General features: G+C 66.5%; 14 protein-coding genes. 1 reads left to right on the top strand and 13 read right to left on the bottom strand.

The features are described from left to right. Positions 1-4: 4 nt before the first annotated feature. The 12 genes from Y882_RS09375 to Y882_RS09320 form a co-directional block, all read right to left on the bottom strand. Positions 5-1,183 (bottom strand): MFS transporter, encoded by a 1,179-nt coding sequence (locus Y882_RS09375; protein ID WP_046971650.1) that lies wholly within the window; start codon positions 1,181-1,183, stop codon positions 5-7. A 136-nt stretch (positions 1,184-1,319) separates the two neighbouring features. Beyond that, a complete protein-coding gene (locus Y882_RS09370) occupies positions 1,320-2,054 on the bottom strand; it encodes a copper homeostasis protein CutC (RefSeq protein WP_046971649.1) in 735 nt (244 codons plus the stop codon). Then, entirely contained in the window at positions 2,054-3,079 is a 1,026-nt protein-coding gene (locus tag Y882_RS09365; RefSeq protein WP_046971648.1) for a glycosylasparaginase, read from the bottom strand. Before Y882_RS09365 ends, Y882_RS09370 begins: the two co-directional genes overlap by 1 nt. Positions 3,080-3,174: 95 nt before the next feature. Beyond that, entirely contained in the window at positions 3,175-3,381 is a 207-nt protein-coding gene (locus Y882_RS09360; protein WP_026633225.1) for a cold-shock protein, read from the bottom strand. Positions 3,382-3,541: 160 nt separating this feature from the next. After that, a complete protein-coding gene (locus tag Y882_RS09355) occupies positions 3,542-4,285 on the bottom strand; it encodes an S-methyl-5'-thioinosine phosphorylase (protein ID WP_046971647.1) in 744 nt (247 codons plus the stop codon). Beyond that, a complete protein-coding gene (locus Y882_RS09350; RefSeq protein ID WP_046971646.1) occupies positions 4,282-4,863 on the bottom strand; it encodes an NADPH-dependent FMN reductase in 582 nt (193 codons plus the stop codon). Before Y882_RS09350 ends, Y882_RS09355 begins: the two co-directional genes overlap by 4 nt. A gap of 26 nt (positions 4,864-4,889) precedes the next feature. Further along, the gene (locus tag Y882_RS09345; protein ID WP_046971645.1) at positions 4,890-5,438 is read right to left on the bottom strand and encodes a hypoxanthine-guanine phosphoribosyltransferase; all 549 of its coding nucleotides are present in this window, start codon (positions 5,436-5,438) and stop codon (positions 4,890-4,892) included. Then, the gene (gene nagZ, locus Y882_RS09340) at positions 5,435-6,457 is read right to left on the bottom strand and encodes a beta-N-acetylhexosaminidase (RefSeq protein ID WP_046971644.1); all 1,023 of its coding nucleotides are present in this window, start codon (positions 6,455-6,457) and stop codon (positions 5,435-5,437) included. The genes Y882_RS09345 and nagZ overlap by 4 nt, the downstream gene beginning before the upstream one ends. Beyond that, the gene (locus Y882_RS09335; RefSeq protein ID WP_046971643.1) at positions 6,451-6,978 is read right to left on the bottom strand and encodes a CYTH domain-containing protein; all 528 of its coding nucleotides are present in this window, start codon (positions 6,976-6,978) and stop codon (positions 6,451-6,453) included. Before Y882_RS09335 ends, nagZ begins: the two co-directional genes overlap by 7 nt. Before the next feature lie 67 nt (positions 6,979-7,045). Further along, positions 7,046-8,359, bottom strand: a complete 1,314-nt coding sequence (gene rlmD / locus Y882_RS09330; RefSeq protein WP_046971642.1) for a 23S rRNA (uracil(1939)-C(5))-methyltransferase RlmD — start codon at positions 8,357-8,359, stop codon at positions 7,046-7,048. Positions 8,360-8,454: 95 nt separating this feature from the next. Then, entirely contained in the window at positions 8,455-9,057 is a 603-nt protein-coding gene (locus Y882_RS09325; protein WP_046971641.1) for a YdbL family probable chaperone protein, read from the bottom strand. A gap of 29 nt (positions 9,058-9,086) precedes the next feature. Further along, positions 9,087-11,108 (bottom strand): hypothetical protein, encoded by a 2,022-nt coding sequence (locus Y882_RS09320; protein ID WP_046971640.1) that lies wholly within the window; start codon positions 11,106-11,108, stop codon positions 9,087-9,089. A gap of 44 nt (positions 11,109-11,152) precedes the next feature. Here Y882_RS09320 and Y882_RS09315 point away from each other — a divergent pair, with 44 nt between their 5' ends. Then, complete coding sequence (locus Y882_RS09315; RefSeq protein ID WP_046971639.1) at positions 11,153-11,908, top strand: response regulator; 756 nt, start codon at positions 11,153-11,155, stop codon at positions 11,906-11,908. A 2-nt stretch (positions 11,909-11,910) separates the two neighbouring features. Here the strand turns inward: Y882_RS09315 and recO are convergent, their stop codons facing one another. Then, complete coding sequence (gene recO / locus Y882_RS09310) at positions 11,911-12,621, bottom strand: DNA repair protein RecO (protein WP_046971638.1); 711 nt, start codon at positions 12,619-12,621, stop codon at positions 11,911-11,913. Positions 12,622-12,659: the final 38 nt, after the last annotated feature.

Genomic DNA, 12,659 nt, shown 5'->3' with positions numbered 1-12,659 from the left:
CGCCTCAGGTTTCGCTGCGCGACCTCGCAAGAAAGACCGCGAACACGGCGCATCCCAGCGCTATCAGTCCCGGCAGTCCAAACAAGGCGTTGATGCCCATCGCCACGCCAGCCAGTGTCGGGCCCACCAGTGCACCCAAGCCCCAGGCCAGGCCCATCACCGCATACACGCCCACCAGGTCGTTGCCCTGGAAACGGCTGCCGACCATCGCCAGCATCACCGTGTAGATGCCCACGAACAGGCCGCCCCACACGAACACCACGGCAAACGCCAGCCAGGTCTCGCGCAAGGCAAACGGCCAGAACAGCGCGGCCACCGCCGAGATCGCGGCCAGCGCCAGCACCAGGCGTCGCTTGTCCACCTTGTCCGCCAGCCATCCGATCGGCAGCTGCAACACGATGGCGCCCAGCATCAGCATGGAAATGAGCTGCATGGCGCGTGCTTCGGTCCAGCCCAGTTGCGTGGCGTACAGCGAAATAAAGGAGAGCCCCGCCGTCTCGACGCCCGCATTGAGCACGGTGGTGGCCACCGCAATCGGCGCAAGCCGCAGATAACGCATGGGCTGCGCACGCTCGGGCACGCTGCGCCCGGGCGCGGCGACCCACGGCGGCAGGATGAAGGCCACCGCCAGCAGCCCGATGACGGCGCCCGCCAGATAGGCGCCCGCATTGACGCCGAGCACGGACAGCAGCGCCGGACCCAACACCATGCCCAGCGACAAGGCAGCCGTATAGACGGCCATGGTGCGGCCGCGCGCCTGTTCCGTGCTCAGCACGTTGGTCCAGGTTTCGGACATCACGAACAAGGTTTCGGCGGCCATGCCCAGCAGCACACGCATGGGAAACCACCACGCAACATTGGTGACGCGCGTGAAGGCCGCCAGCACCAGCGCGGTGACCACCAGCGCGGCGACCGCCAGGCTGCGCGCGCCAAAACGTGCCGCCAACGAGGGCATCGCCGGCGCAATCAGCAGCACGCCAAGCGCATGCATGGCCGCATTGAGGCCGATATAGCTGCCGGAGTGCCCTTCGGCGGCAAGGCTCATGGCGATCAGCGGCGCGCAGAGGCTGTAACTGAGGCCAAAGATGGTGGCCGCCATGATGACCGCGCCCATCGACAGCAGGCGCGGCCAACGACGCAGACCCAGGCTTACCGTGGCGGCAGCCTCGTGCGGCGCGTTCATGGCGCCACGCTCACGGGCGTGGCCACCACTCCTAGCCTGCCGTTCCGCTCGCCCATGCCGTTGGCTCTCTGGGGTGGGGAATCTCCAGGCCGAGCTTAGGCGGCGCGCGCCGCCGTGACAACGACGGCCTTAGGGCTTAACGCGCCGATTGCAGGGCCGCCGCGATGGCTCGCACCTCATCCGCGTCGGTACGGATCTCGCCGCCGGCCATATCCGCCAGGCTGGCGTTGGTCCACTGCATGCCCGATGGCAGGCTTGCCTTGGCGGACGCATGGAATTCCCTGGAGCCGGTCGCCTGCGCCAGGGCCGCCACGTTCGCGGCAGTGACGCCAGCCCCGGGCATCACCACGATGCGCCCGGATGCCTGCTTGACCAGCGCTGCAATCGTGCCCGCGCCGGCCATGGCGGATGCGGCGGCGCCGGAGGTGAGCAGGCGTTCGGCGCCCAGCGTCACCACGTCTTCCAGCGCCTGCGTCAAGTCTTGTGCCATGTCGAACGCCCGATGGAAGGTCACGCCCATGCCACCAGCCGCCGACAGCAGGGGTTTGCAACGAGCCACATCCACGCGCGCTTCGGCATCCAGCGCACCGAACACCACGCCGTCGCAACCCAGCGAAAGGCAGCCTTCGATGTCGCGCTGCATGGTCTCCAGCTCGTCATCGTCATAGAGAAAGTCGCCGGCACGCGGGCGAATGAGCACGTACACCGGGATGCTCAAGCGCTCGCGCACCTGGGCAATCTGCGCCATCGACGGCGTCAGTCCACCCAGCTCAAGGCCGCTGCACAGCTCCACCCGATCCGCACCGCCGGCCTGCGCGGCCAGTGCGGACGCCAGGGAATTTGCCGCCACCTCGAGCAGACGCCTGGCCATCAGTACAGGCTCTTGGACGGGATCAAACCATTCTGCCTGGCCGCATCGCACACGGCGTACGAGAAGCCGGACTGGATCGCAAACGCGCCGACTTCGCCATGGCGATTCATCGCCAGGAAACCGACCTGCAGGTCCTTGGACGCGGATGGGCGACGCTTGACGATGCGCATCACCGCTTCTTGGCAGGCGTCCTGCGGCGAGCGTCCATGCCGCATGAGTTCCACCACCAGGAAGCTGCCCACGTTGCGGATCACTTCCTCGCCGACGCCGGTCGAGGTAGCCGCGCCGACATCGCCATCCACGTACAGACCCGCACCGATGATGGGGCTGTCGCCGACACGTCCGCGCATCTTCCACGCCATGCCGCTGGTGGTGCAGGCGCCGGCCAGGCGGCCGTTGGCATCGATGGCCAGCATGCCGATGGTGTCGTGGTTGCCCTTGCCGCCCGGCATGCCGGTCTTGCCATAGTCGCGCACTTCGCTGTTGGCCGAGGGTTGGTAGTGGGCTGTCTTCAGCCACTCCTTCCACGCCGCCTCGGACTCGGGCGTCAGCAGTTCTTCCTTCTTGAAGCCCTGCTCCAGCGCAAACTGCAGCGCGCCATCGCCGACCAGCAAGACATGCGGCGTGCGCTCCATGACCCGGCGCGCCACCTGGATCGGATGGGCGATATGTTCCAGCGCCGCCACCGCACCGCAGCTGCCGTCGGCGTCCATGATGCTGGCATCCAGGGAAACGTGGCCGTCGCGATCCGGATAGCCGGCGCGGCCCACGCTGTGATTCTTCAGATCCGCTTCCGGGATCATCACGCCTGCCTCGACGGCGTCCAGCGACCCGCCGCCCTTGGACAGCACACCCCAGGCAGCCTGGTTGGCGGCCACGCCAAAGTCCCAGGTCGAGATCACGCGTGCACCCGTACTGCTCTTGCCCGTCCCACTGGCGCCGGCCAGCGCATGCGCGCCACCTGCCAGCGCCACTGCGGAGGCCCCCAGCACGGAGGCCTTCAGAAACCCTCTACGATCCGTCATCGCCCCTCCACTCCAAACAAAAAAAAAAAGCCCCGCGCCTTGCGACGCGGGGCTTCCTCACATCGATGACCGGCGCGGGCGCCGGTTCGCCGACATTAGCCGGCGATTTCGACGCCCGAAGCCTGGGCGCCCTTCGGGCCCGTGGTGACTTCGAACTTCACGCGCTGACCTTCCTGCAGGCTACGGAAGCCCTTGGAGTTGATTGCCGAAAAGTGGACGAACACGTCCTCCCCACCGTCCTCAGGCGCGATGAAGCCGAAACCCTTGGCGTCGTTGAACCACTTGACCGTACCGAAACGCATTGCGTGAACCTCTGAATCATGGACTGGATGCACCACGGTAAGCGCTGAACCACCTTGACCCCTTGGTCCGCCGCCCCTGGCACAACGGAAGTATCAACATGTTTTATGGCAAAGCGCAATATGGTGACGACTTTGACACGATCAAAACCGTACCGGTTGCTCAGCTTTTGAGCAAAACACCCAAGAGGCGGGGCACCTCGGCGGTGGCCGCTGCCAGGTGGGCGAAGATTTCTTCGATGCTGATTTCGTCCTCGTCGCCACAACCGGCCGCGAAGTTCGCCACCAGGGCGAGACAGGCATAGGGCAGCTCCAGTTCGCGCGCCAGCACGGCCTCGGGCATGCCGGTCATGCCGACCAGGTCGCAGCCGTCGCGCTTCATGCGGGCGATCTCCGCCCGGGTCTCCAGGCGCGGACCCTGGGTGGCGCCGTAGCAACCACCATCAATGACAGCGATGTCAGCCTTGGCCGCCGCGTCGATCAGCTCGCGACGCAGCGACTCGGTGTACGGCTCGCTGAAATCGATATGACGCACCTCGGCGCCCTCGACATCGCAAAAACTCGTGTAGCGGCCATGGGTGTAGTCGATGATCTGATCGGGCACCACGATCACGCGCGGCCCCATATCGGCGCGGATGCCGCCCACGGCGTTGACACCGACCACGCGGCGCGCACCCAGCGAATGCAGCGCCCACAGGTTGGCGCGGTAGTTCACCCGATGCGGCGGCACCGTGTGGCTCTCACCGTGGCGGGCCAGGAAGGCCAGCTTGCGGCCGGCAAAATCGCCCGTCACCACATCGCCCGAGGCCGCGCCGAACGGCGTATCGATGCGATGGCGCGAGGCGTTCTCCAGGCCAGGGAAGTTGTACAAACCGCTGCCGCCGATGACGGCCAGATCGATGCTCACGATGCATTCCTATAGGCGTTCAATTCGTTCGATGTCGCCGCCAGCCGCTCGGCAAAGCCCGCCAGATGGCGCGTCAGCGCCTCCCGCGTACGCTCATCGCTCAACTGGCCGTCGACGATCTTGGTATGCGCTTGGAACACCAGCACGTCGCCCTGCGGCTCGGTGCGAGCGCCTGCGCGGCGCAGGATGAGGCGCAGCTGATCCTGCGCACGCACCGTGCCGGTGACGCCGGGGCTCGCGCCGATGATGCAGACGGTCTTGCCGGTCAGCACGGCGAGCTTGCGCGCCTTGCCGGCGCGCGAGGCCCAGTCGACGGCATTCTTCAGCACGCCAGTGATGCCGCCGTTGTACTCCGGGCAGGCGATCAGCAGGCCGTCGGCGCGCTCGATGGCGTCCTTGAACGCGACCACCGCCTCCGGATCGCCCTGCTCTTCCACGTCCTGATTGAACATCGGCAGATCATGCAGGCGATGCATCACGATGTTCATGCCGGCCGGCGCAAGCTCCTTCGCCGCGTGCAGCAGCGCCGTATTGAACGACGCCTCGCGCAGGCTGCCGGAAATCCCCAAAACGTTCATGCATGACTCCGTGGTCGTTCGTCGCCTTACTTGACCGCGTAGATGCCCGGCAAGTTGCGGCCCTGCTCGTGATAGTCCATGCCGAAGCCGAACACGTAGCGATCGGGCAACTGGACACCGTTGAAGTCGGCCTGGATGCCATCGACCAGGCGGTCGTGCTGCTTGGTGCACAGACTCACTACCAATACGCGGCGTGCGCCGCGGCGCAGGCAATCATCGCGCACGGCCTTCAGGGTGTGGCCTTCATCGAGGATATCGTCCACCAGCAAGACGGTGCGGCCGGTGAGATCGACCATCGGCTCGCGCAGCCAGTGCAGCTCGCTGCCCGAGGTGGCGCCGCGATAGCGCGTGGCGTGCACATAGTCGAACTCGACATCGGTGCGGATGGCCAGCGCGAGATGACCGGCAAAGATCAGCGCGCCATTCATCACCGTGAGAAAGACGGCACGCTCGCCATCGAGGGCGGCGTCGATATCGCGGCCCATGTCGACGATTACCGACTCCAGCGCCGCGCGATCGAACAACAGCTCAGCGCTTGCCAGCGCCGCGGCCAGTGAAGGGTTGGATGTACTCATGCCGAAGCTTGTCCTTCCACGGCGTGCAACGCCGCGATGCGCGCGATGAATCGTTCGCGCTGTGGGTTGTCGTTGAGGCTGTCCCAGGTGGAGGCCACGTCGCCGCGCAGGGCGGCCATGCGTTCGGGCGACGTCGCCGCGCGATCCCGCACGGCGGCGATGGCTTCATCCACCACGTCGGGGAAGCAGGCGAGCACCAGGTCGCAACCGGCATCCAGGTGGGCATGCACGCGCCCCGTCACGCCGCCGGCCGCGCCGGCAGCAGCCATGCTGATGTCGTCGCTGATCACCGCGCCCGCAAAGCCCAGCTCGCTGCGCAAGATGTCCTTGATCCAGCGCGAGGAGAAGCCCGCCGGCTGCGCATCGACCTCGGGATAGACCACGTGCGCCACCATCACGGCTTCCGCGTGCGCGGCCATGCCTTCGACGAAGGGCAGCAGATCCTCGCGACGGATCACGTCCAACGGGCGCGTGTCCACCGCAGTGGCCTTGTGCGTGTCCGCCGCCACCGAGCCGTGACCCGGAAAATGCTTGAGCACAGCGGCCATGCCGCCCAGGTGCATGCCGCGCACATAGGCCTGGCCCAGTTCGGCAGCCACTGCCGGATCGGCGTGAAACGCGCGCAGGCCGATCGCCGCATTGCCGCGCGCGAGATCCACCACCGGGGCAAAGCTGAAATCCACGCCACTGGCGCGCAGCTCGCTGGACATCACCCAGGCGTGCTCTTCGGCCAGGCGGATGGCGTCTTCCGGATCGCGGTCGTACACGGCGCCGATCGCCGACAACGGCGGCAGGCGCGTGAAACCCTCACGAAAACGCTGGACGGGGCCGCCTTCCTGATCCACGGCGATCAGCATGTCGTCGCCGCCGACCTCGCGGATATCGTCGATCAGCGTCATCAACTGATCGCGCGAACTGAAATTGCGCGAGAACAGCACCACGCCGGACACGCCGGCGGCCTTGAGCCATGCATGCTCCGACGCGGCGAGTGTCGTGCCAGCCAGGCCGATCATCAGCATGAGGTGGGTTCTCCCGCCGCCTGCCGCTCATCCTGGGTCCAGCGCGCATACGGATGCGCGATCAGGTTGACGTTGTAATAGCGCGGAAGATGACTCACTTCGCGCCCCAGCCACGAGGGCCGCGGAAAGGAGGCGTCGGTGCTGGGCAATTCCACTTCGGCCACGACCAGACCCGCGTTCTCGCCAAAAAATTCATCCACCTCGAACAGCACGCCGTCGACGACCACGTGATGCCGGATCTTCTCCAGCACGCCGTCACACAGTTCGGCCAGCATCTGCTCGGCATCGGCGATGGGGACCGGGTATTCAAACTCGGCGCGCTCGATGCCGAGCTGGGCCGATTTGATATTGAGCCAGCCGCGCTCGCCGGTGCGGCGCACGCGTACCGAGGCGCGCGCGGTACCGTCGTGCAGCGCCTGCGCGCTGACCAGGTAGCCCTGGGCGATGCGCTCGCTTTCGGTGACGGCGTCACGCCAGCTGTCGTCGCTGAGGAGGAATTTGCGTTCGATCTCGATGCCCATGCGTCAACCGATGATTGGGGAAGGATGTGACGGAGCGGTGAAGGCGTCCCGCCTTCCTTGCGATGGCTCAGCGTTCGAACAGCGCGATGGACTCCACGTGCGCCGTATGGGGGAACATATCCATCACGCCGGCCGCGCTCAAGCGAAACCCATGCTTCTGCACCAGGATGCCTGCGTCGCGCGCCAGCGAGCCGGGGTGGCAGGAGACATAGACGATGCGGCTGGTCTCCTTGTGCGGGAGATACTCCAGCACCTTGTCGGCGCCCGCGCGCGGCGGATCGAGCAAGAGCTTGTCCCACGACTGCTTGGCCCAGTGCGTGTGGCGCTGATCCTCGAACAGGTTGGCCACTTCGAAACGGGCGTGGGTGATGCCGTTGCGTGCGGCGTTTTCAGCAGCGCGCTCGACCAGGCCATGCTCGCCTTCCACACCGACAACTTCGGCGACACGCCGACCAATCGGCAGGGTGAAATTGCCCAGGCCGCAGAACAGGTCCAGCACGCGATCCGTGGGCTGCGGATCGAGCAGCTCCATCGCGCGCGCCATCATGCGGCGATTCATGCCCGCATTGACCTGCACGAAATCGAGCGGGCGGAACTCCAGCTCCACATCCTCGAAGGCTGCATTGTCGCTGGGGATGTTGAAGGCCAGTCGCGGCGACTCCGGCCACAGCGGATGCACGCTGGTCACACCACCCGGCTGCAGATAGATCGCAAAACCGTGCTGCTGGCCGAACGCGATCAGCGCCGCCTGATCGCGCTCGCTCAGCGGCTGCATGTGGCGGAACACCAGCGCCACCACCTCATCGCCGGCGGCGAACTCGATCTGCGGAATATCGGAGGCGGCGTCCATGCTGCTGATCAGCTCGGCCAGCAGGCCGATCTTGGGGCCCAGCGCCGGATGCACGACTTCGCACTGGGTGATGTCGGCAACGAAACGCGGATTGCTCTCCTCGCGAAAGCCCACCAGCACGCGGCCCTTCTTCGCCACCGAACGCACGGACAGGCGACCCTTGCGGCGATAAGCCCAGGGCTCATCGGTCAGCGGCGGCAGCCACAGGTCCGGCATCACTTTGCCGATGCGCTCGAAGTTGTCCTTCAGCACGCGCTGCTTCACTTCGATCTGCGCCGTCGCATCCAGGTGTTGCAGCGAGCAGCCGCCGCACTGGCCGAAATGACGGCAGCGCGGCTCCACGCGGTGCGGCGAGCGGGTCACCAGCTCCACCACCTCCGCTTCGTCATAGTGACGATGACGCTTGCGGATGCGCAGCTTGACCTCTTCGCCCAGCAGTGCGCCGCTGACGAACACGGCCTTGCCGTCGATGCGGGTGACGCCCTTGCCGTCGTGGCTGAGGTCGGTGATGGTGGCTTCGAATTCTTTCATCGCGGGAACTGTCTTCCAGGCACTGCCTATCAAAAACGCGCGCGCCCGGATCAGCGGGACCCGGGCGCGGTGATCGGGCTAAGAGGGCGGATGGCTTACTTCTGCTTCCATGCCCCCGAGGGGTCCTGATAATACCAGCCCGGCCGCGCCCGCTCGATCCAGCCCTTGGCGAAGGTGGCGCGAATCTGTGCTTCCCACTCCGGATGGTTGTTGGCGTTGGCCACTTCGCGGTAGAGCGCATTGCGATCGCGATTCTCATCGGCCACGGCGGCGCTCACGCCGGCTCGCTGGTCCAGCGGCAGCTTGCCGGCATCGCGCACGGCCACCAGGCCATCCTGGGTGAAGCCCACCGCACCGCTGTTGAAGAGCGGCGTCAGGGTGTCGCGGAAACGCGCCTGCATGCGGCCGTGGATGGCTTCCGTGGTCGCCGTCTGCACGCGCAGGTTCGGCGCGTCCGCGGCGTAGGCGGCAGGAATCAGCAGGTCCAGCAGCATCGCCGAGGGCTCGTTGTTCTTCTTCGGCGGCGCCGGCGGCTCGTCCTTGGCCGGCTGCGCCGGCGCGGAGCTGTCGAGCACGGTGCCGATGAACTGATCGGCGGCCTTTTGCGCGGCCGCTTCAGGGAAATAGACATTGATGGTGACGCACCCCACCAGCGCGACCAGCAGCGTGGTCAGCAATCCATAGACGAGCTTGCGCATGATTCGACTCCTTGGGGGTGGGGGTGTTGCTAGTGGACTTCCGGTCCATTGCCTTCAATGGCGGCTTTCAATCGGCGAACCAGCGTGGGCCAGTCGACCTGCGCCTGGTGTCCGATCACCTGCAGGCGCGGCAAGCCGCTGCCTTCGACGATAGTGTAGCCATCGGCATCGTTGTCGAGGCCGCCCATATGACATACGGACGCCTGCAGCGTGCAATTGAGGCCGATGCGCTTATAACCAAACGTCTTGAACAGCTTGAGCACGGCACCCTGCAGACCCGCCGCCATGCCGCCGCCACCGACCGAGGTGAGGTTGTTCACGGCACGTTGACTGATGCGCCCGCCGCTGCCGGCTAGCAGGCTGGCCTTGAACGCCACCGGGTTCCAGTTGACCAGGCGCAGCTCGTTGATGGAGCCGTCCATACGGCCGGTGATACTGCCGAAGTCGAATACGCTGGTCATCGCGGCCAGATCGAGCTGGCGCAATTGCACATCGCCACTGAAGACGGGACTGGGCCCGAACGGCCCTTGCAGGCTCAGCCGCGTGATGTCGACGAAACCATCGAACACATTGACCGACAGGCCGCCCTCCAGCTCGAAGCGGTCATCCACCCAGCGCAGGGCCGGAATGGCGCCACCCAGCGTTCCGGGAAACTCCGGCCAACCCATGGTGCGCGAGAACGACGCCATGTCGATGCCGGCGAACGCGAGCGAGGTTTCCAGTCGGCGCCCTTTGGCAGCCGCCGGACGCCACGCCAGATCGCCCACGTGCATACGCCCGTTGAGCACCGGAATATCCACGGCGCGCTGCAGCGTGAGGGCGCCGCCCTTGCTTTGCCAGCGCAACTGCGCCGCACCGTTGGGTATGCGGTAGACCTGCAAGGCCTGCCACGACATCGAGGTGAGCGGACGATCGCTGTTGGCGTTCCAGTCCAGGCCGCCGCGCAAGCCCTTTACGGCCAGGCGACCGTCGGCGTCGGCGGCGTCCAGGCCATTCGTGTCGAACGCGAAACTGCGCAGGCCGTCGGGGCCCAGATCCAGATTGCCGCTGAGCTCGCCATCGATGCGCATGTCCCGCAAGCCCAGCGTCGCCAGCCAGGCCTGTCCGTAACGCTGATACGCCGCCGGAAAACGCGACTGCAGGCGATCGAGCTTGAGCTGCTGCAGCTCACCCTTGGCGTTGAACGCCATGGCGCCCTCCAGCTGCAGGGCATCGGCGTCGGCTACGCGCAGCCGATTGAAATCCACCGCGCCGTTGCGCGTCGCAGCGGACAGGCTCAACTGCACCGGATGATCGGGCAGGCGCGCATAGATGGGGCCCAACAGCAACTCGCCGCCGCGCAGGCTGGCATCCAGGTCGATGCGGGTGGGTGCGCTGGTGGTGTCGAGGTTGAGCCGACCGTTTCCGTTGACCGCCTGGCCAGCCAGTGCGCCGCCGGGCGTATCGAACCCGCCGCCGTTCAGCGCAAACTGCCCGGACGCCTGCAGGCCCTTGTCCTGGATATCCAGCGCCATATCGGCATCGAGCTTGCCGCCGGTGGCTCGCCCGGACCACACCGTGCTCAACAGGCCCTGCAACCAGGCCAGCGGCACCCCCTTGAGGCTGATCTGCGCGTGCGTCGGCTGGTCGAGCGGCAAGGCCGTGCTCGCCTGGATCGCACCCTGGGTCAGATTGATTTCCAGCGTGTTGGCCGCCTCGTCGATCACCATCGACACCTTGGCGTTGCTCAAGGCCGCGCCCGGTGCGCCGGCAAGCTGGGCCGTGCCATCGAACAACCAGCGCATATGCGTATCGCGCTGAAGCACCCCTTGCAGGTCCACCCCGACGCGCTTCCAACCCATTGCCGGCACATCGGCCTTGGCCGCCCGCAGACTGAGCTTGAGGCCGCCCTCGCCGTCTTCGCCGATCTGCGACTGCACGCCCTGCATCTTCAGCCCGGGAACGGTCACGGTCTTGGCGCCCAGCGCCACGTCGGCGCGGGCTGGCGGCGTCCAGCACGCCCATAGGAGGACGCACAGAGTGAGAAAAAGTTGGCTTGATGTGGGGCGCATGAAGCGCCATTCTGCCAAAATCAGCTGAACGACACGGACAAGTCATGCAACACACGCTTTCCAGCGAGCCTTCAGGCCATCGGAGCGCGCCCTTCACCGTCCGCGCCCTGGTGGCCGACGACGACCCGAGCAGCCGTCTTTTCCTGGTGGAAGCCCTGCGCAGCCTCGGTCTGCACGCGCATGCCTGTCATGACGGCCCCTCGGCCATCGCCCTGGCGCGCGACGAAGCGTTTGACCTGCTCCTGCTGGATTGCCGCATGCCAGGCGCAGGTGCCGAAGAGGTACTGACCGCCCTGCGCCACGATCCACAGGCGCGTTCCAGCGATTGCACCGCCGTCGCGACCAGCGCGGAGATGGATGTCATCGAACGGCAACGTCTGCTTGCCGCCGAATTCAGCGAGGTGCTGCAAAAGCCCTGCAGCCTGGCCGATCTGCGCCGCATCCTGGCGCTGGTCCACGCGGGTGCCGCCGCCGTGCCGCTGCTGGATGACGCACAGGCGATCGCCACCATGGGCGACGCCGATGTAGTGAAGGCGATGCGCACGCTGCTGCGCGCGGAGCTGGCGGGGCTGTATCAGGATCTGGACGCGCTGCTGGACGACACCGAAGCACTCGCCGACCGCATGCATCGCCTGCGCTCGTCCTGCGGCTTCTGCGGCGCGGCAGCGCTGGGCGTCCAGGCGACGCTGTTGCAGCGTCATCTCAAGCTGAAGCATTCCGGTTCGCTGGCGCCGCTGTCGCGCTTCCGCCGCTCGCTGCTGGCCACCATCGATGCGCTTGGCGGCGACGCGGCCACCTGAGTTCAACGACGCGACATCGCCCCGCCCAGCACGTGCCACGCCCGCAGTTCGCCACCGCCCAGATGAAAGCGGATCACCTCGCGCATCATGCTGCGCAGTGCCGACAAGCCGGCGGCATCGGGCATGTCATCGGCAGCCAGGGCGAGCAGATCGACTCCGCGCAAGGCATGGGCCGTTCCCGTGCGACACGGTGTGGGCCCCTGCTCCACCACATAGCGGTAAAGCTGGGTCGGCTCCAACGGCTCGCCGGACTCCGCTTCGAATTCAAGCTGCAGGCCGTAACCGATCGCCTCTAGCAGGTCGCGCTCGAAACGCCGCAGGCTCCAGGCCAGCGGCTCGCTGCCCGCAAGACGCGGCAAGGTGCGCGCATACGCGTCGAACAGATCAGGCAAGGGATCCTGACGACCGGTCAGCCGTACGCAAAGCTCATTGAGGTATAGGCCCGCCAGGCCGGCATCGCCCAGCAGACGCAACGGCGGGCTCGTATGCTCCGCGCTCTGCAAGGTGGCCAGCTCGCCGCGCAACAGCAGATCGAGCGACAGGGACTGGAATGGCTCCAGTTGGGCACGCTGCACGCGCGCACGCTCGCGCCGCACGCCGCGCGCCACCACGCCCAGACGCCCGTGGTCGCGCGTCAGGCATTCAAGCAGCAGCGATGTCTCGCGATAAGGCCGCGAATGAAGCACATAGGCCGGCTGCTGCTCGATACGCATGGTGGTGACTGTCGGGCCTGGTCAGTGGATGACCGCGC

The sequence above is a fragment of the Dyella japonica DSM 16301 genome (assembly GCF_001010355.1).
GTDB classification, from domain to species: Bacteria; Pseudomonadota; Gammaproteobacteria; order Xanthomonadales; family Rhodanobacteraceae; genus Dyella; species Dyella japonica.
The sequence above is the reverse complement of the archived record's forward strand: the minus strand, read 5'-3'. Positions and strand labels throughout refer to the sequence as shown.

What these genes read in the sequence shown, in the direction of transcription:
- Y882_RS09320 (WP_046971640.1), bottom strand. Translation starts at nt 11,108, where the DNA reads ATGCGCCCCACATCAAGCCAACTTTTTCTCACTCTGTGCGTCCTCCTA.
- Y882_RS09365 (WP_046971648.1), bottom strand. Translation starts at nt 3,079, where the DNA reads ATGACGGATCGTAGAGGGTTTCTGAAGGCCTCCGTGCTGGGGGCCTCC.
- Y882_RS09375 (WP_046971650.1), bottom strand. Translation starts at nt 1,183, where the DNA reads ATGAACGCGCCGCACGAGGCTGCCGCCACGGTAAGCCTGGGTCTGCGT.
- Y882_RS09350 (WP_046971646.1), bottom strand. Translation starts at nt 4,863, where the DNA reads ATGAACGTTTTGGGGATTTCCGGCAGCCTGCGCGAGGCGTCGTTCAAT.
- Y882_RS09335 (WP_046971643.1), bottom strand. Translation starts at nt 6,978, where the DNA reads ATGGGCATCGAGATCGAACGCAAATTCCTCCTCAGCGACGACAGCTGG.
- rlmD (WP_046971642.1), bottom strand. Translation starts at nt 8,359, where the DNA reads ATGAAAGAATTCGAAGCCACCATCACCGACCTCAGCCACGACGGCAAG.
- Y882_RS09315 (WP_046971639.1), top strand. Translation starts at nt 11,153, where the DNA reads ATGCAACACACGCTTTCCAGCGAGCCTTCAGGCCATCGGAGCGCGCCC.
- nagZ (WP_046971644.1), bottom strand. Translation starts at nt 6,457, where the DNA reads ATGCTGATGATCGGCCTGGCTGGCACGACACTCGCCGCGTCGGAGCAT.
- Y882_RS09325 (WP_046971641.1), bottom strand. Translation starts at nt 9,057, where the DNA reads ATGCGCAAGCTCGTCTATGGATTGCTGACCACGCTGCTGGTCGCGCTG.
- Y882_RS09370 (WP_046971649.1), bottom strand. Translation starts at nt 2,054, where the DNA reads ATGGCCAGGCGTCTGCTCGAGGTGGCGGCAAATTCCCTGGCGTCCGCA.
- Y882_RS09345 (WP_046971645.1), bottom strand. Translation starts at nt 5,438, where the DNA reads ATGAGTACATCCAACCCTTCACTGGCCGCGGCGCTGGCAAGCGCTGAG.
- Y882_RS09360 (WP_026633225.1), bottom strand. Translation starts at nt 3,381, where the DNA reads ATGCGTTTCGGTACGGTCAAGTGGTTCAACGACGCCAAGGGTTTCGGC.
- recO (WP_046971638.1), bottom strand. Translation starts at nt 12,621, where the DNA reads ATGCGTATCGAGCAGCAGCCGGCCTATGTGCTTCATTCGCGGCCTTAT.